We start from the raw sequence: 22,514 nt of genomic DNA on the forward strand, positions 1-22,514 counted from the left end.
GACGCGCGTATACCGTTTGCGTCTGGAGTTACCCTGATACGCGCGACGCTGCAATCCCGTTACACTCGAAACACTTATCCGCAGAAGGCGGCCTCGATGCTCCACGTTCTTTCGCGTCCGCCTGCGCATGCGACTGCATCGGCGTGGCGGCTCGCTCCCGCCCCGCCGCTCGCCCCCGGGCACCGTTGACATGAAGCCCGCCCGCGACCTGTCGCTCGACTCCCTGCTCGAACGCCTCACGCCGACACCCGGCGGCTGGCTCGCCACCTATCGCACCACGACGCTGCGCAGCGTGTTCCAGCCCGTGCTGTCGATCACGCACAAGCGCGTCGTCGGCTACGAAGCGCTGCTGCGCGTCGTCGACGCGAACGGCGCGCTGGTGTCGCCCACTGCGCTGTTCGACCGGACGCGCGGCGACGCCGACGCGCTGCTACTCGACCGGCTCGCGCGCTGCCTGCACACGGCCAACTTCGTCGCGCAAGGCATCGGCGACGGCTGGCTGTTCCTGAACGTGACGCCGCGCGTGCTCGATACGGGCCTCGTGCAGCGCGAGTTCGTCGAGGCGCTGTGCCGGCATTTCTCGTTGCCGCCGAACCGCATCGTGCTGGAAGTCGTCGAGCAACCGGCGCGCGACGAAGCCGCGCTCGCCCGCACGATCGACATGATTCAGCATCGCGATTTCCTGATCGCGATCGACGATTTCGGCACCGGATTCTCGAATTTCGACCGCGTATGGCGCGCGCGGCCCGATATCGTCAAGCTCGACCGTTCGCTCGTCGAGCGCTCGACCGGGTCGGCCGAAGATCGCCGCATCATGCATCACCTCGTGTCGATGCTGCACCAGGCCGGCGCGATGGTGCTGGCCGAAGGCGTCGAAAGCGACGACGCGCTGCAGGCGCTGATGGAAGCCGATATCGATTTCGTGCAGGGTTTCCGGTTCGGCCAGCCCGATGCGTCGATCGCGCACGCGAGCGCGGCCGCGCCCGCGATGCTCGACGCCGCGTGGCGGCGCTTCATCGGCCAGCGACATACGCCGGTCGTCGCCGAACAGCCGGGCTTCGACGCGATCGAACGGCTCGTGCTCACCGGTGCGGCCGCGTTTTCCGCGAGCGGCGACCTGCAGGACGCCGCGCAACGCGTATTCGCGGTACCGACCGCGCGCCGGGTGTTCGTCACCGACGAGACCGGCGAGCAGTTCCTGCCGTCGATCGGCGCCCGCACCGACGACGGCCTGGCGGGCACCACCCGCCTCGCGCCGCTGTTCCCCGAAACCCACAGCAACTGGTCGCGGCGCCCGTATTTCCAGCGCGCGATCGCCGCGCCCGGGCGCGTCGCGCTGATGGGCCCGCACTTCTCGCTGACGGAGGGCCGCGACTGCTATACGGCCGCCGTCGCGATCCGCGCGCAGAGCCGGCTCGTCGTGTTCTGCGTCGACTTCGTGCTCGACAGCGCGGGCACGGTGATGCGCTAGCGAGCGCGAGCCGCGGACGTCGGCCTGCGCGGGCCGCCGGCCGCTCCTGCGTCAGTCGGTCACCTTCCCTCTTCCGGACTTCACCACGCTGCGGCGCGACTTGTGCTCGAGCCGCCGCTCCTTCGACGCACGCGTCGGCCGCGTCGCCACGCGTGCGCGCGGCGTGAACGCGACGCTGCCGATCAGCGTGTCGAGCCGCGCCAGCGCGGCCTCGCGATTCTTCTCCTGCGTGCGGTATTCCTGCGACTTGATCACCACGATGCCGTCACGCGTGATGCGCTGGTCGGACAGTGCGAGGAGCCGCTCCTTGATGACCGGCGGCAGCGACGACGCACGGATGTCGAAACGCAGGTGAATCGCGCTCGACACCTTGTTGACGTTCTGCCCGCCCGCGCCCTGCGCGCGCACGGCCGTCCATTCGACCTCGGCCGGATCGAGCGTATAGCGGATCATCATCGCGAAATCTCCGTGCGACGTCGTGCAAGCGCTTCGTCGACGCGCGCCGCGAGCCCCGAATCGCGCTGCGTGCGTGTCGCGACCGCCTGCGCCAGTACGCGCCTCGGCCCGATCACCTGGACCCGCGTGCGGGCACGTGTGACGGCCGTGTAGACCAGCTCGCGCGTGAGCACCCGGCTGAACGCGGCCGGCAGCACGAGCGCGGCTTCGTCGAATTCCGAGCCCTGCGATTTGTGGACGGTCAGCGCGAACGCCGTTTCGTGCGGCGGCAGCGCAGCCGGCGACACCGCACGTGCGGTGCCGTCCGCGCGCCTGAACCACACGCGCAGCACACCGTGCGCATCGGGTAACGCGATGCCGATGTCGCCGTTGAACAGCCCGAGCGCATAGTCGTTGCGCGTCACCATGATCGGCCGCCCGGTGAACCAGTGCGCGCCGACCGCGAGCGGCACGCGCGCGGCGTGCCGCACATGGGCGGCCACGAGTGCATTGACGTGCTCCGCGCCGCGCGAGCCGTTGCGGGTCGCGCACAGGATCCGGAACCGGTTGAGCGCGTCGAACAGCGGCAGCGGATCGGGCACCGGCGCGGCCAGCGCGTCGCGCAACGCGTCGAGGTACGCGCCGAAGCGACGCGCGAGCCGCTCGACCGTCGACGCGGCAAGCGTATCGCCCGCATCGTCGACGAACGACGCGGCGGCCGCGTCGTCGGCGGGCAGCGCATCGAGCGCGGCCTGCACGTCGCCGCGGCGGATCGCGAGCGACAGCCGCCCGATCGGCGAATCGAGACCGAAACGGTAATTGCGCTCGAGCCAGACGACACAGTCCGCGAGCGGGGCCGGCGCGGCGACGGCGGACGCGGCGGCGGTTGCTCCGCTCGATATCGATGCCGATGCAGCCGCCGTCACCGACGCAAGCGCCGCGTCGCCCGCGTCGAACGGCGGCAGTTCGACGGCATCGAGCCACGCGAGTTCGTCGGCTTCGATCCATGCGGTAGTGTCGCCCGCCGTGCCGGTATCGGCCGGCATCGGCGCAACGGGTAGCGCCGACGCGATTCCGGCCGACGAAACTTCGTCATCCTGCGGCTCGTCGTCGAAAAGCGACGCCTGTCGCGGATCGGCCTTCGATCGGAGCGCCGGTTTGCGTGCAACGGAAACCGATGCCGAGGCCGGGGCTGAAGCAGAAGCCGGACTCGCAGCCGGAATCGCTGCGGCTGCCGCTTCGTCCGGCACCGGCAACGCCGCGACGAACGCCGCCTCGTCGATGCCGAGCGCCTGTGCGATACGCGTGCGCGCCGCGGCCGTAAAGGCAGGCCGCGCGCTCAGTTCCGCGAACACGGCGCCCGCTTCGACCGCGGCCAATTGGTCCTTGTCGCCGAGCAGCACGAGCCGCGCGCCCGGCGCAAGCGCGTCGAGCAGGTGCGCGGCGAGCGCGACGTCGATCATCGACGCCTCGTCGACGACAATCAGGTCGTACGGCAGCGGATTGTCGCGATGATGGCGGAAGCCGGCCGCCCCGCCGCCGCCCAGCAGCCGATGCAGCGTATACGACGTGTCGGGCAGGCGTGCGGCCAGCTCGGGCGGCAGGTCGCCGGCCCGCGCATGCAGCGCTTCCTGCATCCGCTGCGCGGCCTTGCCGGTCGGTGCGGCCAGCGCGATGCGCAGCCCCGGGTGCGCGTCGAGCAGACAGGCCAGCACGCCGACGACGGTCGTCGTCTTGCCCGTGCCGGGGCCGCCGCTGACGATCGTCACGCGGCCGGTCAATGCGACGATCGCCGCCACGCGCTGCCAGTCGACTTCGCCGGTGGCCGGCCCGAAGTAGCGCGCCAGGTTGTCGCGCAGCCGGTCGGGCGACAGGCCTTCGTCCGGCACGGCCACACCGGCCTGCGCGACGAGCGCATCGGCGAGCCGCCGTTCGTAATCGAAATAGCGCGACAGATACAGGTGATCGTGCCGGTCGACGATCAGCGGCCGCTCGTCGCCGCGCGCAAGCATGCCGAACGCGACGACGACGCTCGCGGCGAGCGCGGCGCGCACCTCGTCGAGCGGTGCTTCGTAGCGCTGCGCGAGCGCGCCGAGCGCGACGCAGACGTGGCCGCCGGCCGTCGCACGGCTCGCCGCGAACGCGGCGCGTGCCGCCCAGCGCGCCGCTGCGGACGGTGCGCCGGCGCGCCGCGCGAGGTCGCCGATGCGACGCGCGAAGCCCTCCGCCAGCGCGATGCCGAAATCGGCCGGCTCGGGCAGCCGCGCGACGAGGCCGCCGGTAAATTCGAGCGTGTCGTCCGACGCTTTCATGCGCGCCCCCCTTCCATCATCCGGTCGAGGGCATCGACGAGCGCACGTGTGGGCCGGCGCGCATGCACGCCGGACGGCTCGCCGCCGCTGCGCCAGTCGGGCCGCACGCCGCGCACGAACAGGTACAGGTAGCCCGCGATGTGCGTGTCGTAGTCGTAGTCGGGCAGCCGCGCGCGCAGGTAGCGATGCAGCGCGACCGTGTAGAGCAGCGCCTGCAGGTGATACGCGTGATCGGCCATTGCGACGTCGAGCGCGCGCGGGCCGTAGGCATCCGGCGTCGTGCCGAGATGGTTCGACTTCCAGTCGACGATCCAGAAGCGGCCGTCGTGTTCGACGATCATGTCGATGAAACCCTTGATGAAACCGGCGAGCATGCCCGCCTCCAGTGCAACGTCCGGATAGCCGTGTGCGACCAGCAAGCGGCGCAGCGCCATCAGGTCGAGCGACGGCGCCGGGAACAGGAAGCCCATTTCGTCGAGCCGCTTCGCCGGATCGAGATCGGCGAGCCGCATGCCCGGCACGAGCTCGGTGTGCACGACGTCGTCGACCAGCTGCGCCATCATCGCCGGCAACCGCGCGGCGAGCTCGGGCACCGCCTCGACCGGCCGGTCGTGCAGCGCACCGAGCGCGGCCTTGTGCCACGACTCGCGCTCGGTGAAGCGGCTGAGCTCGAACAGCCGGTGCAGGCATTCGCCGGCTGCCGCGCCGCGCGGGAACACGAGGATGTCGTCGTCCGGCGGTTCGGCCGCGGCCGGCTCGGCGAAGATCCATTCGCCGTCCGGCGTCACCTCGGCAAGCGCATCGTGATCGGGCCGCAGCTCGTCGTCGGGGACGGCCGCGACGCCCGCTTCCTCGCGCGCCATCGACGCGGTCAGCGAGCTGAAGCTCGCCATCCGCCACGCGTCGCGCAGCACGCGCGTCGCATGACGCGCCGCGAGCGTCTGCGACGCATCGTGCCCGGCCGCGAGACGCTCGCGGCGCGCAGGCGCCGGCAGCGGCGCGACGCTCACGGGGCCGCCCGCGAGCGCCTGCCACGCCGTTTCGAGCGCCGCTTCGTCGGGCGGTTCGTCGAGCCACGCATCGAACGACTGGCCGGCGCCGGCGACGAGCCAGTTGAGCACGCTGCGCCGCGCTTCACGCGTCGAGCGCGACGACAGGTACGGGCCGGCCACGACATAGCAACGGTAGACCGCGCGCGTGAGCGCCACGTAGACGAGCCGCGCGCGTTCCGCGGCCTGCTCGCGCAACGCCTGCCGCGCCGCGTGCGCGGCCGCCTCGTCGTCGCATCCGTAATGCAGCACGGCGTCGCCCGCCTCGTCGTGATACTCGCGCGCATCGGGCAGCGCGGACGAAGGCGGTTCGCGCAATCCGCCGTCGTTCAGGAACGGACAGAACACGATTGCGTATTCCAGCCCCTTCGACTTGTGCACGGTCACGATCTGCACGAGGTTGCGATCGGATTCGAGCCGCAACTGCGCTTCCTCGCCGCCGCCGTCGAGCCGTTGCGCGGCGAGCCAGCGCAGCGTGGGCGCGATGCCCGGCTGCGCGGACGCGCGCGCCTGCGTCAGCTCGGCCAGATGGTTGATGTCGGTCACGCGGCGCTCGCCGTCCGCACCGGCCATCAGGCGCTCGGCGATCCGCAGCTCGCGCGTGAACGTGCGCCACATCACCGCAAAACCACGCTCGCGCCACAGCAGCCGATATCGCGAGAAGCGCTCGACCCAGCTCATCGCGTCGGTGCCGTCGGATGCTTCGCTTCGTGCGTCGCCGTCGCCCTGCTCCATCCGCCACAGCGCGCCGGCATCGAGGCCGAACCAGTCGGACGCGAGCGCCGCGCGCAGGCGCCGCAGGTCGCCCGGCGCATCGATCGCCGCCAGCACGCGCTCGAGCTGCTCGGCGTCGCCGGTCGAGAACACCGACGCCTGCGCCAGCTCGACGCTGCCGATGCCCCACGTGGCGAGCACGCGCTTTACGAGACTGCCCTGCCGGTGCGTCTGCACGAGCACCGCGATGTCGCCCGGCGACAGCGGCGACTCGCCGAGCCGCACATGCCCTTCGCGCGCGCCGCGCATCAGCCGCGCGATCTCGGCGGCGCAGGCCTGCGCGGCCTGTGCCTGTGCATCGCGCTTGAGCAACGTGCCTTCGCCGCCCGGCAACGCCCAGACCCGGAAGTCACCGGCCGGGCCCGGATCGGTTTCGTCGACGAACGGCGCGCGCACGCGCGTGCCGGCGCGCACCGCGTAATAGTCGAGCCCGTCGAGCACGAAGGCACGCGGATTCGACATGAAGAACCGGTTGCACGCCTCGACGATCGCGGGCGTCGAGCGCTGGTTGACCGCGAGCGTGTAGCACGCGCTCGCCCGCGCGCGCGCCGCGAGATAGGTATGCAGGTCGGCCGCGCGGAAGCTGTAGATCGCCTGCTTCGGATCGCCGACGAGGAACAGCGGGCCGCCCGGCGCGAAGATCCGGTCGAAGATCGCGAACTGCAGCGGGTCGGTGTCCTGGAACTCGTCGATCAATGCTGCCGGATAGCGCGCGCGCAGCGTCTCGGCGAGCCACGGATGCGCATGCAGCGCGTGGTACAGGTTCGCGAGCAAGTCGTCGAACGACACAACGCGCCGCGTGCGCTTGCGCTCGGCCAGCTCGCCCGGCGCCACGTCGAGCCAGTCGGCGATCAGCGCGAGCCAGCGCGCGCGCTGCGCGGCCTCGGCGGCGGCCACCGCGGCTTCGAGCGCGTCGGCGACATCGAAGAACGCGTGCTCGGGCGTCGCGCCGCCTTTTTTCGTCGCTTTCACCAGCGCGGATTGCGTGAGCTTCAAGGCCGCTTTCGGCAGCGCGGCCGTCGCATCGCCCTGTGCGAAATGCGCGGCCCATGCGGCCAGCGCATCGGCGAGCGCATCGGGCTTGTGCGAGCGCTGGTTGAGCGCGGGCTGCGCGGTGCGCAGCAACGCATCGATTGCATCGCGCTCGGCCGCCCACAGCCGCGCCGCCTCGGCGAAGCATTCGGCCGCGGCGGCCTCGGCCGACTCGTCCGGCTCAGTCACGCCGTCCCAGCGCAGCGCGGCGAGCGGTTTCTTCAGCCGGCGCGCGAGCTGCGCATCGAGCGCGGCCGGGCCGGCGCCCGATTCGACGAGCCAGGTCGCGAAACCCGGCCAGCGTGCGGCCGTCGGCTCGACGCGCGTGCGCCAGAAATCCGCCGCGAGCTCGAAGCGCAGCGATGCATCGTCGGCCTCCATGTCGAACGCGAACGGCATCGCGGCCGCGAACGGCGCTTCCTGCAGCGCACGCTGGCAGAACGCATGGATCGTATGGATCGCGGCCTGGTCGAACGCACGCAGCGCACGCCGGATCCGCTTCGCGGCCGTCTCGGGATCGAGCGCACCGGCAGCGCCGAGCGTGGTGTCGAGCAGGCGTGCGATGAACGGATCGCCGCCGTCGTCACCCGTGTCGAGTGCATGCGCAAGCTGCGCGAGCCGGCTGCGAATCCGCTCGTGCAGCTCGGCCGTCGCCGCCTTCGTGAAGGTCACGACGAGAATTTCGTCCGCGCCGAGATCCTTCTCGAGCAGCAGGCGTACATACAGCGCGCAGATGTTCCAGGTCTTGCCGGTGCCGGCCGACGCCTCGATCTGGTTGACGCCGTCGAGCGGACACGCGAACACGTCGAGTTCGAGCGCCTGCTGCGGCTGCGACACGGCGCTCATGCGACCTCCTTCAGATGCTCGACGAGCGGTTCGAACACGAGCCGCGCGAGCGTGCCGAACGGCTCGTCGAGCGACGGGTGCGCACCGCGCCACGCGATCGCGATGGCCGGATCGTCGGCTTCGCTCACGACGCGCTCGTTGATCCAGACACTCGCGGCCTTGGCGTCGCCGTCGGACACCCTCGCCCACGCGCTGCGCGGAAAGAACCGCAGCGGCATGCGCCGCCCCGCACGAAACAGCGCGGCAAGCGGCGCAAGCCGCTCCAGCGGCGCCGCGACGGGCGTCAGTTCGAACGCACCGCCGCTGCCGAACCACAGCGTTCGGCGCGGGCCGTCGGGCTCGACCGCGCAATAGACGAGATGCGCGAGCCACGCGGACAGATAGTCGCGCGCACTCGGCCGTGCATAGCGATAGATGATCTGGCCGGCCGGCGTCAACCGGTTCAGCGTGCCGTGCAGTTCGAGCGGTGCGCTTACCGCATCGGCCGACAGCATCGCGTCGTCGGTGCCGAACAACGCCTGCTCGGTATCGGGCCACGCCGGTACGACCGTGAGCGAGTACGGCCGCCGCTCGATGCCGTCGGCCAGCGCGCGGCGTACGCTCGACGCAAGCTGCGTCATCGAGCCGAGCGCCTGGTCGCGCCACACCGCGCCCGTCGCACCGCCCGGCAGTTCGGGGCTCGCGTCGGCAATGCGCAACGCATGATCGTGCACGCCGCCCTCGTCCGATTCGATCAACAGCGGCAACACGCGCTCGGCGAGCGCATCGCTGCCGGCGAAGTCGAGCGAGAACGGCTCAGTATCGAGCAGTTCGGCCTGCGCGTCGGCAAGCACGATGCCGAGCCGGCCGCGCAGCAACGCGCGCGCCGGATGACGCCAGAAGCGCTCGAATTCGCTGAACGCGACGGGCTCGACCGGTTCGGCCGGCAGCGGTTGCGCGAAGAACGGCAACTCGCGCGGGCCGTCACGCGACGCCTCGGCGGCGAGCAGCGACGCAAGCGTCGCCCGCTCGGCGTCATAGGACACGAGTGCGCTGCCCGGCTGGAAATACGCGGCCGCGAACGGTTGCAGCGGATGCTCGACGATGAACGCGCGCCGCGCGGCATCGACCTCGTCGGGGGCAGCGTCGGGGCCGGCCGTGACGATCGCCAGATGATCGAGCAATTCGTCGACGAGTGCGGCCGGCGGCAACGGCGCGTTGTCGCGAATGCTGCGCCCCGTATAGGCGATCAGCAGCCGGTCGCGTGCGGCGAGCAGCAGGTCGAGAAACAGGTTGCGCTCGTCGTCGCGGCGCTGCCGGTCGCCGAGCTTCGGCAACACGGCCATCAGGTCGAACTCGTCCGCGCGCGCAAGGCTCGGCAGCACGCCGTCGTCCATCCCGAGCAGGCAGACGACGCGATACGGCAGCCCGCGCAGGCTCGTCAGCGACGAGAACGTGACACCGCCCCATGGCACGCCGCCGCGCGCCGGATCGTCGAGCGCCGCGGCCAGCCCCGCGCGGACGACGGCAGCCGGCAACGCTTCGTCGGGCGCCCCCTCCGTCATCGCGGCCAGCATCGCATCGAGCGCGTCGCGCACGCCGGCCAGCGCATCCGCATGCGCGGCGCCCGAATCGAAGAAGCGCGCGAGCGTGTCGGCGAACAGTTCGCTCCAGCCGCCCGGCGTGTGCGATTCGGCCAGGCGACGCGCAAAGCCGTCGAGATCGTCGGTAAAGCGTGCAAGCCGGCCGAGCAGTTCGGCCTCGCTGCCCGTGGCCGCCTCGATCGGCAGCCACGCGCCGATCGGCGCCGCGCCTTCCGGCATCGCATAGCCGAGAAAGAGCCGCGCGAGCGCATCGGAGAACGTGTGGCGCGGCGCGGGCACGGCCGCGTCGTCGCTTGCGAGCGGCGACAGTCCGCGCCGCGCGCCGGCGGCCGCGAGCCAGGTCTGCACCGTCTCGAGCGCGGCCGCGTCGATGTCGTAGCGCGCGGCCACCGCGTCGACGCGCAGCCACTCGACCAGCTCCGGCGCGCCGACCTGCCGTTCCGGCAATGCGAGCCAGTCGAGCAGCACGCGGGCGACCGGGTTTGCCTGCGACGGCGGCAGGCCGGTGATCCGGTAAGGCACGCGCGCGCCGCCGGCACCGGCCGTGCCGAACACGGCATCGATCAGCGGCCCGGCCGCCGCAAGGTCGGCCACCGCGACCACCACGTCGGACGGCTGCAGGCTCGCGTCGGCGTCGAACCACGCGAGCAGGCGGTCGTGCAGCACCTCCAGCTGGCGCGCGAGACTGTGGCACACGTGCACCTCGATGCCGCGCTCGGCCGGCGTGCCGCCGGTTTCGGCCTCCGGCTCCAGTTCGAGGATCGCGTTCTGCACGCGTGCAAGCCACGTGGACCCGGGATTCTCGACGAAGCGCGATGCATCGCCCGACGCGGCGCTTTCAGTCAGTTCGTGCAGCATGTGCAGCTGCGCCTGCGTCTGCCTGCCCCACTCGGCGAGCAACGGATGCCCGACTTCCTGGTAGTCGAGGCGCCCGGCCGCGTCGAGCGCCTCGGCATGCGCGGCCGTGACGATGTCGAACCAGAATTCGCGGCACGGATTCAGCGCATAGACGCGCACGTCGATCCAGCGCGACAGCTCGCGCAGCAGCGCGACGTGCAGCGGCGGCATCGTCGGCAGCGCGAACACGCTGACCGATTCCGGCCAGTCCGCACGTGCGATCGTTTCAGCGTCGAGATGGCGCGCCTCGACGAGGAAGCGGTGCGCGGGCGGCGTACCGCTGTCGCTCAGCTCGGCGAGCAGCGCGCGCCACAGCGCGGCCTGCCAGCGCTCGTCGTCGCGCGCGGCGTCGCTGATCCCGCGCGGCGCGGCGTCGCCCGCGAGCACGGATTCGCCGGCCTGCCACGCGGCCAGCCATTCGGGACGATAGGTCAGGTAATGATCGAGCACGGCCGCGACGCGGTGCGCGAGCTCGTAGCGCATCGCATCGTCGGATGCGGACAGATACGCGGCCAGCCGCGGCGACGCGAGCCACGGCGCGCCGCCGGCCGCCTGCGCGAACAGCCGGTAGCAGCGCCACACGAGGCGGTCGGGCGCGAACGGCGAACGCTTGGGGACCTCCATCACGCGGCCGATCTGCGCCCACAGCCATTGCGCGAGATACGTGAACTCGACGTTCGCGCACACGCCGTTGCGCGCGGCGATGTCGAGCTCGAGGCGACGGCGCAGCGCCGCGCTCGGCACGATGACCTGTTGCGGCGCCCACGGGCCGTTGCGGGCCGGGAACGCGGCCAGATCCTCGAGCAGCGCGTCGGCCAGCGTTTCGTGACGATTCGAATAGAAGAGATGGAGCATGAAGCAGGCGTCGGAACCTCGCACCGGCCGGACCGGGCGAACAGGATCACCAAGGATAGCAAATGGACCGCCGCCGCGAACCTCGGCCGGAAAGCCAGGTTTTGCGGACCGCGAAATACGATAGACTCGTCGCCAGTCAATACGCCGCCCCCGGGCCTCTTCGTCTGCCATTCAGCCCATCGATGCGCTATTCGGTCGAAATTAGAAAGTTTTTCTACAGCCAATACTTTTTCGGCGGCCTGCGGATCGCGGTCGGCGTCTCGCTGCCGGCCGTGCTGTGCCTGATCGTGTTTCACAACCGCGAACTCGGCTTCACGATCTCGACGGGCGCGCTCGGCGCCTGCGTCGTCGACATGCCGGGCCCGCTCAAGTACAAGCACAACGAAATGCTCGCGTGCAGCGTGATCGGCTTCCTGGCCGCGCTCGCCACCGGCCTCGCCACCCCGAACATCTTCGCGCTGTGGCTCACGATCGTGCCGCTCACGTTCGTGTTGTCGCTGATCGTCGTCTACGGCAACCGCTGGCCGCAGATCAGCTTCGCGACGCTGTTCATGATGGTGATGACGCTCGAGGAGAAGTTCACGCCGCTGCAGGCGTTCGTCAACGCCGGCTGGATTCTCGCGGGCGGCCTCTGGTACACGTACTGGGCCACGCTCGTGTCGCAATGGCAGGCACGCCGGATCGAGCAGCAGGCGCTGGCCGAGAGCCTGTTCGCCTGTGCCGACTACCTGCTCGCACGCGCGCAGTTCTACGATCTCGACGCCGATCTCGACGAGTGCTACCGCAATCTGGTCGCCCGGCAGATCACCGCGGTCGAAACGCAGGAGACCGCGCGCGACATCGTGCTGCGCAACCTGCCGAAACTGCGGCGCGGCAAGCTCGATCCCGGCCGCACGGCGATGTACAACCTGTTCATCAACAGCGTCGACCTGCACGAGCTGTTCGTCGGCGCGCACACCGACTACCCGCTGGTGCGCAACACGTTCGGCGGTTCGGACCTGATCATCTTCTACCGCGACCTGATCCGCAAGGCCGCGGCCGATCTCGAGGAGGTCGGCCTCGCGGTGCTCGAGAACCGCGCGCCGCATTCGCACATCAGCGTGAAGGCCGAGCTGCGCGCGATCGAGTACGAGATCGAGCTGATGCGCAAGAAGAACTTCGCGGCCACCAACGCGGAAGCGTATGCGGCCGTGCTCGCGACGTTCCGGCGCATCTGGAGTGCGACGCGCCTGATCGACCGGATGCGCCGCAACCTGTCGGGCCACGCCGATCCGCAACAAACCGAACTGAAGATCGACAAGGCGCTCACGCGCTTCCTGCAGCGCCGCCGGATGTCGCCGCTCCTGATCTTCTCGAACCTGAACATGCGCTCGCCGAGCTTTCGCCACGCGCTGCGCGTGACGATCGCGGTGGCGGTCGGCTTCTGGATCGGCCGCCTGCTGCCGCTCACGAACGCGTACTGGATCGTGATGACGACCATCATCATCCTGAAGCCGGGCTATTCGCTGACCAAGCAGCGCAACGCGGCGCGTATCGTCGGCACGCTGATCGGCTGCGCGGCGAGCGTCGCGCTGATCTACACGGTCAAGGATACGCACCTGCTGATCGCGATCATGTTCGGGTCGATGGTGATGAGCTACAGCCTGCTGCTGTTCAACTACGCGGCGAGCGTGGTCTTCACGTCGTCGTACGTGCTGCTGATGTTCCACCTGCTCGCGCCGGGCAGCATGCGGATCATCGGCGAGCGTGCGATCGACACGGTGGTCGGCTGCATGATCGCGATCGCCGCGAGCCGGCTGTTCCCGTACTGGGAATACCGGCTGATGGGCAAGCTCGTGACCGACATGCTGACGTCCACTCGCAAGTATTTCGAAGCCGTGTGGCGCGCCGGGCGCGGCATGTCGCCGCCGCCGGTCCCGGCTGCCGACGGCGCGGCCGTCGTCCCGGGCGTGGCGGCCGTGGTCGAGTCGCCGGCCGCGAGCCTCGACGACGACTATCGCTACCGCCTTGCCCGCAAGGACGTGCACATCGCGTTCGCGAACCTCGGGCAGGCGTTCCAGCGCATGATGATCGAGCCGAAGGCGCACCAGCACTTCGTGCCCGAACTGAACGACCTGCTCGTGCAGACGCACGTGCTCGGCGCGCAGATCACGGCCGCCGCACCGCTGATCCGCACCGCGTGCGCGGCCGACGGCGGCATCCTGCACGACGACGCGCTGCAGCGCGGCCTTGCCGCCGTACTCGACAATCTCGAGAAGGCCGAAGCCGGCGAGCCGCCGCCTGCCGACCAGATCGACGCATCGAAACAGATCACGCGCGATCTCGACGCCATGGTCGTGTCCGCGGAAAAATCCGATGCGGTCGGCGCCGAGCTCACGCACGACCTGAAGGTGCTCGCGCACCAGTGCAAGCAGATGCTTGCGTCGTCGCTGCTGATCCGCAAGGATGCGAGCGTGATCCGCCTGCCCGCCTGAACCCGAATGTCCGCGCCGGTGGCCCGGCCCGCGCACGCCGCGGACCGGCCACCGGCGCACCGCGATTCAACGATCCCCGAAGCATGACCTGCCTGTTCCATGCGGCCCGCGCCAGTATCGCGCGACCGCCCCATGCCCCATTCCGCTCGCCGCGCCAGTCAGGGAATACCCGATTCCGGTCACCGCGCCCGGCTTGTTATCATTCGTTCACATTCAAGTTGTATAGACAACTTGGCGCAATCGGGCCGGTTCCACTCGCCCGGTTCGTCGCATAACGATATCGGAGACTCGATGAAAAACTTGCAGCGCCACCTGAGCGCGCGGCACATCCGCTTTCTCGCGCTCGGCTCGGCGATCGGCACGGGCCTGTTCTACGGTTCGGCGTCCGCGATCCAGCTCGCGGGCCCGGCCGTGATCCTGGCGTACATCCTGGGCGGCGCGGCCGTCTACATGGTGATGCGCGCGCTCGGCGAGATGGCCGTGCGCGAACCCGTCGCCGGCTCGTTCGGCCACTACGCGACCGAAAACCTCGGCCCGTTCGCGGGCTTCGTCACCGGCTGGACCTACACGCTCGAAATGGTGATCGTCGCGATCGCCGACATCACCGCGTTCGGCATCTACATGGGCTTCTGGTTTCCGGATGTCCCGCAATGGATCTGGGTGCTCGGCGTCGTCGCGGTCATCTGCGGGCTGAACCTGTGCCACGTCAAGGTGTTCGGCGAGCTCGAATTCTGGCTGTCGATCATCAAGGTCGGCGCGATCGTCGCGATGATCGGCGGCGGCGTCGCAATTCTGCTGGCCGGCATGCACTTCGGCCACTCGGCCGATGTCCCGACGTTCGCGAACCTGTGGAACCACGGCGGTTTCCTGCCGAACGGCATTGGCGGGCTGATCGCGTCGCTGTCGGTCGTGATCTTCGCGTACGGTGGGATCGAGGTGATCGGAATGAGCGCCGGCGAGGCGAAGGACCCGGAACGCGTGATTCCGCGCGCGATCAACGCGGTGCCCGCGCGCATCCTGCTGTTCTACGTGCTGACGATGGTCGTGCTGATGTCGATCAGCCCGTGGACGGGCGTCGGCAGCGACGGCAGCCCGTTCGTGCAGATCTTCTCGGCGCTCGGCGTGAAGTCGGCCGCGACGATCCTCAACCTGGTCGTGATCAGCGCGGCGATCTCGGCGATCAACAGCGATATCTTCGGCGCGGGCCGGATGATGTTCGGGATGGCACGACAGGGCCAGGCACCGCGCGTGTTGACGACGACCTCGCGGCACGGCGTGCCGTGGGTCACGGTGCTCGTGATGGCCGGCGCGCTGCTCGTCGGCGTGGTGCTGAACTACCTGATGCCGAAGGACGTGTTCCTGGTGGTCGCCGCGATCGCGACGTTCGCGACCGTGTGGGTCTGGCTGATGATCCTGCTGTCGCAGGTCGCGATGCGTCGCCGCCTGTCGAGCGCCGAAGTCGCCGCACTGAAGTTCAAGGTGCCGCTGTGGCCGGTCGCGCCGGCGCTGACGATCGCGTTCATGGGTTTCGTGATCGTGATGCTCGGCTGGTTCGAGGATACGCGCGTCGCGCTGTATGTCGGCGCGGCGTGGCTCGCGCTGCTCGCGGCCGTGTTCTACGCACGGATCCGCCCGAAATTTGCACCTGCGTCACGTTGACGCACGGCTGACCTGAATACGCGGCGCGCCTTCATCGGCGCCCGCTGCTGCCCCGGCTCCGCGCGGCGTCAACCGCGCCGGAAGCCGCGGATGGCCTCCCTTCTCATGCCTCGCGCACGCGGCCCGGCCGGGCCGCGCACCGGCACGTCAGTGCGATGCCGCGCTCGCGGCCTCGGCCGGATGGGCTTCGTCGTACGCGCGCTTCTGCGAAATCGCGTTGTACAGGATCGTCCCGATCACGAGCAGCACGGCGACGACGATCAGGATGCTCACGTTGCGGACAGGGTTCTTCTTGCGCTGATCGTTCATGGTCGGTGCGTCTCGTCAAATTCATCGAAGCGGGCATTCTACGCGCTTGCGCCGCCGCTGCGACGCGCCGTTTCCGATCCCCGCCTTCATCGATCCCGCCGCTTTCCGCGAGCTTTCAGTTGGTAATCATTCCCATTTCGATCTAGAATCCAAAGTCTTTCATTTTGTAATATTTTCTTCGTCCACCTGTCCCACCGGAGTCTCCATGTCGAATCCGCGCACCCGCCTGCTGCCGCTCGCCGGCGCCCTCGCCCTGGCTGCGGCCGCTTTCGCGCCGCTTGCCCAGGCAGCCGAGGAAGTGAGCCTGTACACCACCCGCGAACCCAAGCTGATCCAGCCGCTCATCGATGCATTCACGAAGCAGAGCGGCGTCAAGGTCAACACGGTGTTCGTGAAGGACGGCCTGCTCGAACGCGTGAAGGCGGAAGGCGCGCAGTCGCCGGCCGACGTGCTGATGACGGTCGACGTCGGCAACCTGCTCGATCTCGTCGACGGCGGGCTCACGCAGCCGGTGCGCTCGAAGGCGCTCGACGACGCGATTCCCGCGAACCTGCGCGGCGCGAACGGCGACTGGTATGCGCTGTCGCTGCGCGACCGCGTGCTGTACGTCGAAAAGGACCTGAAGGTCGATGCGTTCCGCTATGAAGACCTCGCCGATCCGAAATGGAAGGGCAAGGTCTGCATCCGCTCGGGCCAGCATCCGTACAACACGGCGCTGGTCGCGGCGATGATCGCGCACGACGGCGAAGCCGCGACCGAAAAGTGGCTGCGCGGCGTGAAGGCGAACCTCGCGCGCAAGGCGACGGGCGGCGACCGCGATGTCGCACGCGACATCCTCGGCGGCATCTGCGACGTCGGCCTCGCGAACGCGTACTACGTCGGTCACATGAAGAACGCGGAAGCCGGCAGCGACGCGCGCAAGTGGGGCGACGCGATCAAGGTCGTGCGCCCGACGTTCGCGAACGCGAAGAGCGGCGGCACGCACGTGAACATCAGCGGCGCGACGGTCGCGAAGCACGCGCCGCACAAGGCCAACGCAGTGAAGCTGCTCGAATACCTCGTGTCGCCGGAAGCGCAGGCGCTGTATGCGCAGGCGAACTACGAATACCCGGTGCGCGCGAACGTCAAGCTCGATCCGGTGATCGCGAGCTTCGGTACGCTGAAGGTCGATCCGCTGCCGCTGGCCGACATCGCGAAGCATCGCCAGCAGGCCAGCCAGCTCGTCGACAAGGTCGGCTTTGACAACTGACGCGTCGCCGGCCGGCGCATGCCGCGAGCCATCCCGGCCGCGCCTGCGGCCGCGCGCGGGCAGCCTGTGGCTGCTCACGGCGCTGGTGATCGCCGCGGCGGTCGCTGCGCCGCTCGCGGTGCTCGTGGCCGCCGCGCTCGATGCCGATCTCGCGCACTGGCGCCATCTCGCCGCATTCGTGCTGCCGCAGGCGCTCGTCAATACGCTGCTGCTGCTCGCGGGGGTCGGCGCGATCGTGTCAATCGTCGGCACCGGCTGCGCGTGGCTCGTCACCGCGTACGATTTCCCCGGCCGCCGGATGCTGACGTGGGCACTGCTGCTGCCGCTCGCGGTGCCCACCTACATCGTCGCATTCGCGTATCTCGACCTGCTGCACCCGATCGGCCCCGTCCAGGGCACGATCCGCTGGTTGCTCGGCTTCGACAGCCCGCGCCAGTTCCGCCTGCCCGACCTGCGCTCGCTGCCCGGCGCGATCTTCGTGCTCGGCTTCGTGCTGTATCCGTACGTGTACCTCAGCACGCGCGCGATGTTCGTCACGCAGTCCGCGAGCCTGCTCGAAGCCGCGCGCACGCTCGGCGCGGGACGCATCGCGACGTTCTGGCGCGTCGTCGTGCCGCTCGCGCGGCCCGCGATCGCGGTCGGCGTGAGCCTCGCGCTGCTCGAAACGCTGAACGACATCGGCGCGTCGGAATTCCTCGGCGTGCAGACGCTGACCGTGTCCGTCTACACGACGTGGATCACGCGCTCCGACCTCGCCGGCGCCGCGCAGATCGCGCTGGCGATGCTCGCGATCGTCGTCGGCATGATCGCACTCGAACGCTACGGGCGCCGCCGCCAGCGCTACGCGCACGGCCGGCGCATGCGGCCGGTCTCGCCGCGTCGTCTCACCGGCGCGGCCGCGCTCGGCGCCGCCGTGCTCGGCTGGCTGCCCGTGCTGCTCGGCTTCGGCGCACCGGCCGCGTACCTCGCGGTCGAGACCGGCAAGCGGCTGCATCTGGTCGGCGGCGTATCCGACCAGTTGATGACGGGGCTCGCGAACACGCTGACGATCGCTACCGCCGCCACCGCCGCGACGCTCGCGTGCGGGCTCGTCGTCGCGTGGGCCGCTCGCGCGCAACGCGACAGCGCCCGTGCGGGCCCTGCCCGCCTGTGTGCGCGGATCGCGAGCCTCGGCTATGCGGTGCCGGGCACCGTGCTCGCGATCGGCCTGCTGATCCCGTTCGCGGCGGCCGACCGGCTGTTCGGTGCGGCGCTCGGCCGCGACGGGCTGCTGCTGATGGGCTCGGTCGCCGCGCTCGTGATCGCGTATACCGTGCGCTTTCTCGCGATCCCGGCCGGCAGCATCGAGGCCGGCCTCGCGCGCATCCCGCCGTCGCTCGAACACGCGGCGCGCTCGCTCGGCGAGACGGCCGGCGGCACGCTGCGCCGCGTCCACCTGCCGCTGCTGCGGCCCGCGCTCACGACGAGCGCGCTGCTGGTGTTCGTCGACGCGATGAAGGAATTGCCGGCCACGCTGCTGCTGCGCCCGCTGAATTTCGACACGCTCGCGACCTGGCTGTATGCGGAAGCTGCACGCGGCACCTACGAAGAAGGCGCGGTCGCCGCGCTCGCGATCGTGCTGGCCGGGCTCGTGCCCGTGATCCTGCTCGCCCGCACCCGCCACAAGATCGGAGCCTGAACCCGTGAACCTGCTTGAACTCGATGATCTCTGCGTCGCCTACGACACGCCGCACGGCCGCCGCATGGTGGTCGACGGGCTGAGCCTCGCGCTGCCGCGCGGCGACATCGGCTGCCTGCTCGGTGCGTCGGGCTGCGGCAAGACGACCGTCCTGCGTGCGATCGCGGGCTTCGAACCCGTGCGCATGGGGCGCATCGTGCTGGACGGCGCGCCCGTCGCGGCGCCGTCGCTCGACGTGCCGCCGGAGCGGCGGCGCATCGGCATGATGTTCCAGGATTACGCGCTGTTCCCGCACCTCAGCGCGGCCGACAACGTCGCGTTCGGCTTGCGGCGCATGCCGAAGGCCGAACGGCGCATGCGGATCGCCGAAATGCTCGACCTCGTCGGCCTCGCCGATGCCGGCGGCGCCTATCCGCACGAGTTGTCGGGCGGCCAGCAGCAACGCGTCGCGCTCGCCCGTGCGCTCGCGCCGTCGCCGGAGCTGCTGCTGCTCGACGAGCCGTTCTCGAATCTCGACGTCGATACGCGCGAGCGGCTCGCGTTCGAGCTGCGCGACATCCTGAAGCGGACGGGCCACACCGCGATCCTCGTCACGCACAACCAGGCCGAAGCGTTCGCGATCGCCGACCGGATCGGCGTGATGAAGGACGGCCGGCTCGCGCAATGGGACACGCCGTACGCGCTGCACCATCATCCGGCGAGCGCATTCGTCGCGGATTTCGTGCGCCGCGACGCGCTGGCCGACGAACGCGCGCGCGCCCTGGCGCGCGGCCGCTGAAGCAGGCTACGCCGGCTCGGCAAGATCGCGCACGGGCAGCGCGGTCGAATACTTGATCTGCTCCATCGCGAACGACGAACTGACGTCGAACAGCGGCACCGTGCGAATCAGCTGCTTGTAGACGCGGTCGTAGTCGTCGATGCCGGCCACCACGACGCGCAGCAGGTAATCGGTCTCGCCGCTCATCCGGTAGACCTCGACCACTTCCGGCATGTCGCGCACGGCCTGCGTGAAGCGCTGCGCCCATTCCTCGGTGTGCTGGTTCGTGCGGATCGCGACGAACACGGTCGTGCCGACGCCGAGCTTGCGCGGATCGCACAGCGCAACCTGCGCGCGAATCGCGCCGGTTTCCTTGAGCCGCTGCACGCGCTTCCAGCATGGCGTCTGCGACAGGTTCACGCGCTGCGCCAGTTCCGCGATCGGCAGTGTGGCATCCGCCTGCAGCAGTTCCAGCAGCTTGCGATCGATGGCGTCCATTTCTCCAGTCCCTCGTAGATAGAAATTTATTCTATTCATCTTGCACAACGGGGAACAATATGAAAACGGCTTCCGTGCGTCGACCGGTATAAATACCAATCCTGAACGATTCCGCCGCCAACCTTTCGTCGCCAAACGAAACAGGCGACTCCGCCCGTCAAGGTGGAGTCGCCTGAAATCGCTGCGCGCTGCAGCCTGCCGGCAGCGTTCCGGCCGGGCCGGCGCGCATGCGCCGCCGGCCGTCGCGCCGCTCAATACGCGACCGTCGCGATCTCGCGCACGAAGCTGTCCTGCTCGAGCGCGTCGACGAACGCGACTGCGTAGTCTTCTGCCGAGATCTTGCTGTTGCCCTGCGCGTCCACGATCAGCTTGCCCACGCCCGTGCGGAACGTGCCCGTGCGCTCGCCCGGCGCGATCAGCGCGGCCGGCGCGAAGAAGGTCCAGTCGAGATCGGCGACCGTCTCCAGGTAGTCGAACGCGTTGCGGTGCGCGAGCGCGACCGCCTTGTACGCGTCCGGGAAACCTTCGGTGTCGACGAGCTGCTTGCCCGGCGCGACTTCGAGCGAGCCGGCGCCGCCGACCACGACGAGACGCTTCAGGCCGGCCTGGCGCGTGCCGGCGACCAGCGCCTTCGCAGCCGCGACGACCTTCGCCGCGTCGTCCTGCTTCGGGCCGTACGCGCTTGCGACGACGTCGTGGCCCGGCAGCGCGGCCGCGATGCTGGCCGCGTCGAACAGGTCGGCCGCCTTCGCGGTGATGCCGTCATCCGATGCGCCCGGATGGCGCGACAGCGCGGTCACGCGATGGCCGCGTCGCACGGCTTCCGCCGCGATGCGCGAGCCGATCATGCCGGTGGCGCCGAACAGCGCGATATTCAAGGAACGTTGCGTCATGACGATTCTCCAGTAAGAAAAATATGTAACACAATTAATTACACATAAGACCGAAAAAAACGGGGCGAAGCCCCCGTTGCACCGGACACCGCGCCGCGCGCCGTCCGGCTTCCTGCCTTGCCTGCTGCCGGCTATCTGCCGGCGGCGCGTGCTGCCTGTTGCGTGCGCTGCTCGAGATCCAGCATGTCGGCCGTCACGTCGACGAGCGTGCGCGTGGCGAGCGATGCCTCCATCGCGCGCTGCGCATCGCCGATATAGCCGGTCAGCACGCCCTGGATGTGCCGCCCGACGAGGCACGCGGGATTCGGTGCCTCGCGATGCAGCGCGAACAGCTGCGCATCGTCGACCGCGCGATACACGTCGAGCAGCGTGATCTCGCCGGGCTCGCGCGCCAGCAGCGCGCCGCCGCCGGCGCCGAGCTGCGACGTGGTCAGCCCCGCGGCTGCCAGCATCGACAGCAACCGGCGAATCAGCGCCGGATTCGTATTCACGCTGCCCGCGATGATGTCGGACGACAACGGCACGCCTTCCTGCATCGACAGCAAGGCGAGCACGTGGACGGCAAACGCGAACCGGCTGCTGGTATTCATTGCTCACTCACTCGGCGACGCCGGTCCGACCCGCAACCGGCGACATGTGTAACCATGATAATTACATTTTGCGGATCGTGCAAGCCCGCGTCATTCGCCGCTGGCGGGCTTGGCACCCGACGCGTTCTGCTGGCTCCACTGCTGGAGCTTCTTGCCGGCTTCCGCGATCTTCGCGCCCGCTTCGGAAGCCGCATGCGCGACGACCGCGGAGGCAGCCGCGTCGATCTGCGCCTGCGCGGCCGACGCGATGCCGCTCGCGGACAGCGGCGGCACGGCCGACGCCGCGGATGCAATGCCGGCCTTTGCGGCATTGATCTGCTGGTTGACGGTGCTCGCGACCTGATCGAGCGCCTTGGCCGCATTGTTCGCGGCATCGGCGGCCGCGCTCGCGGCCGTATCGGGTTGGGCGACCGGCGTGCCGGACTTCTCGCAGCCCGCGAGCAACAGCAGCGCGCCGGCGGCCACGGCCGCCAGCACGGACCCGGGCACGCGACGCGCCCGCGATGTCTTCATGTTCATCAGCAATCTCCGGCCGCGCATCGCACAGCCTTATGGTGGGTTGGACCGGTGTCGATGATACCGCCTGTGGAACAGGCCAAATAACGACCCGTTATTAAAAATGCCTTTCAATTTCGGACTCGTCTGATTCAATCGCAGGCGCTACGTGACTAAAGTGGGCACGCTCCAATCCGTTTCGTACGCGTCCCCTTTTTCTTATGGCTTTCCTCGTCGACTGGTTCATCGTCCTCGCCGCGCTGCTGGCCGCCACCCTGTTCCTGTGCCTGCGCGCGCCGTCAGCGCGCCGCCTGGCCGAATCCGGACGCCCGCGCCGCGTCGCGTCCGCGCGCCTGCTCGTGCAGGCCGTGATCGGTTTCTGGACGGCCGCGCTGATCGTCGCGGAAGGCATCCTCGGCCCCGACGGCGACGGCCAGTCGCTTGTGGGCTTCGCGGCCCTCGCGTTCGCCGCGCTCGGGCTGTCGACCGTCGCCGCCTACTGGTCGGCATGCGCGCTGCGGCTGCGCCGGCCGCCCGCGCTGTTCGCCCGCCACTGACGCGCCAGGTCGGTGCGCATCGGCGCACCACACCGCATCACCTCGCCCGCACGACGCACCAGTTCAGCACGCGCTGCACCATGCGCGTGCACCGCGTGTGG

The 22,514-nt window shown here is 69.7% G+C and carries 16 protein-coding genes; 7 read left to right on the top strand and 9 right to left on the bottom strand.

The genetic code is table 11. The features are described 5' to 3' along the window. Positions 1-190: 190 nt before the first annotated feature. Positions 191-1,471: an EAL domain-containing protein gene (locus U5798_RS32090; RefSeq protein ID WP_124454074.1), complete on the top strand. Its 1,281-nt coding sequence runs from the start codon at positions 191-193 to the stop codon at positions 1,469-1,471. 51 nt (positions 1,472-1,522) lie between these two features. Here U5798_RS32090 and arfB read toward each other — a convergent pair whose 3' ends face one another. Genes arfB through recC form a run of 4 tightly spaced genes read right to left on the bottom strand, consistent with a single transcriptional unit; the run spans position 1,523 to position 11,254 of the window. Next, a complete protein-coding gene (gene arfB, locus U5798_RS32095) occupies positions 1,523-1,927 on the bottom strand; it encodes an alternative ribosome rescue aminoacyl-tRNA hydrolase ArfB (RefSeq protein WP_124454076.1) in 405 nt (134 codons plus the stop codon). After that, positions 1,924-4,218 (bottom strand): AAA family ATPase, encoded by a 2,295-nt coding sequence (locus U5798_RS32100; protein WP_322084341.1) that lies wholly within the window; start codon positions 4,216-4,218, stop codon positions 1,924-1,926. Before U5798_RS32100 ends, arfB begins: the two co-directional genes overlap by 4 nt. Continuing rightward, positions 4,215-7,919 carry an exodeoxyribonuclease V subunit beta gene (recB, locus tag U5798_RS32105; RefSeq protein ID WP_322084342.1) on the bottom strand — a complete coding sequence of 1,235 codons (3,705 nt, stop codon included), beginning with the start codon at positions 7,917-7,919 and terminating at the stop codon, positions 4,215-4,217. Before recB ends, U5798_RS32100 begins: the two co-directional genes overlap by 4 nt. Then, positions 7,916-11,254, bottom strand: coding sequence for an exodeoxyribonuclease V subunit gamma (gene recC, locus U5798_RS32110; RefSeq protein WP_322084343.1), 3,339 nt, complete (start codon positions 11,252-11,254; stop codon positions 7,916-7,918). The genes recB and recC overlap by 4 nt, the downstream gene beginning before the upstream one ends. 182 nt (positions 11,255-11,436) lie before the next feature. Between recC and U5798_RS32115 the strand changes: the two genes are divergently transcribed. Next, positions 11,437-13,728, top strand: coding sequence for an FUSC family protein (locus U5798_RS32115; RefSeq protein WP_124454084.1), 2,292 nt, complete (start codon positions 11,437-11,439; stop codon positions 13,726-13,728). A 291-nt stretch (positions 13,729-14,019) separates the two neighbouring features. Continuing rightward, positions 14,020-15,387 (top strand): amino acid permease, encoded by a 1,368-nt coding sequence (locus U5798_RS32120; protein WP_124454086.1) that lies wholly within the window; start codon positions 14,020-14,022, stop codon positions 15,385-15,387. 147 nt (positions 15,388-15,534) lie between these two features. Here U5798_RS32120 and U5798_RS32125 read toward each other — a convergent pair whose 3' ends face one another. Further along, positions 15,535-15,696 (bottom strand): hypothetical protein, encoded by a 162-nt coding sequence (locus U5798_RS32125; RefSeq protein ID WP_009688068.1) that lies wholly within the window; start codon positions 15,694-15,696, stop codon positions 15,535-15,537. A 205-nt stretch (positions 15,697-15,901) separates the two neighbouring features. Between U5798_RS32125 and U5798_RS32130 the strand changes: the two genes are divergently transcribed. The 3 genes from U5798_RS32130 to U5798_RS32140 are packed head-to-tail and all read left to right on the top strand — an operon-like array spanning position 15,902 to position 19,401. After that, on the top strand, positions 15,902-16,945 hold the full coding sequence (locus U5798_RS32130) for a Fe(3+) ABC transporter substrate-binding protein (RefSeq protein WP_322084344.1): 1,044 nt from the start codon (positions 15,902-15,904) through the stop codon (positions 16,943-16,945). Further along, a complete protein-coding gene (locus tag U5798_RS32135; protein WP_415859522.1) occupies positions 16,935-18,623 on the top strand; it encodes an ABC transporter permease in 1,689 nt (562 codons plus the stop codon). The genes U5798_RS32130 and U5798_RS32135 overlap by 11 nt, the downstream gene beginning before the upstream one ends. Positions 18,624-18,627: 4 nt before the next feature. Continuing rightward, entirely contained in the window at positions 18,628-19,401 is a 774-nt protein-coding gene (locus U5798_RS32140) for an ABC transporter ATP-binding protein (RefSeq protein ID WP_415859523.1), read from the top strand. A 6-nt stretch (positions 19,402-19,407) separates the two neighbouring features. Here U5798_RS32140 and U5798_RS32145 read toward each other — a convergent pair whose 3' ends face one another. From U5798_RS32145 to U5798_RS32160, 4 genes are all read right to left on the bottom strand, one after another. After that, complete coding sequence (locus U5798_RS32145; RefSeq protein WP_006484401.1) at positions 19,408-19,878, bottom strand: Lrp/AsnC family transcriptional regulator; 471 nt, start codon at positions 19,876-19,878, stop codon at positions 19,408-19,410. Positions 19,879-20,129: 251 nt separating this feature from the next. Next, positions 20,130-20,771, bottom strand: coding sequence for an NAD(P)-dependent oxidoreductase (locus tag U5798_RS32150; protein ID WP_322084345.1), 642 nt, complete (start codon positions 20,769-20,771; stop codon positions 20,130-20,132). A gap of 131 nt (positions 20,772-20,902) precedes the next feature. Then, positions 20,903-21,361 carry an Rrf2 family transcriptional regulator gene (locus U5798_RS32155; protein WP_124454098.1) on the bottom strand — a complete coding sequence of 153 codons (459 nt, stop codon included), beginning with the start codon at positions 21,359-21,361 and terminating at the stop codon, positions 20,903-20,905. A 90-nt stretch (positions 21,362-21,451) separates the two neighbouring features. Then, a complete protein-coding gene (locus U5798_RS32160) occupies positions 21,452-21,880 on the bottom strand; it encodes a hypothetical protein (protein ID WP_322084346.1) in 429 nt (142 codons plus the stop codon). A 197-nt stretch (positions 21,881-22,077) separates the two neighbouring features. On the opposite strand from U5798_RS32160, the gene U5798_RS32165 reads away from it, so the two are divergent. Further along, positions 22,078-22,413: a hypothetical protein gene (locus U5798_RS32165; RefSeq protein WP_322084347.1), complete on the top strand. Its 336-nt coding sequence runs from the start codon at positions 22,078-22,080 to the stop codon at positions 22,411-22,413. Positions 22,414-22,514 lie beyond the last annotated feature (101 nt).

Source organism: Burkholderia sp. BCC1972, assembly GCF_905339605.1.
In the GTDB taxonomy this organism is placed as follows: Bacteria; Pseudomonadota; Gammaproteobacteria; order Burkholderiales; family Burkholderiaceae; genus Burkholderia.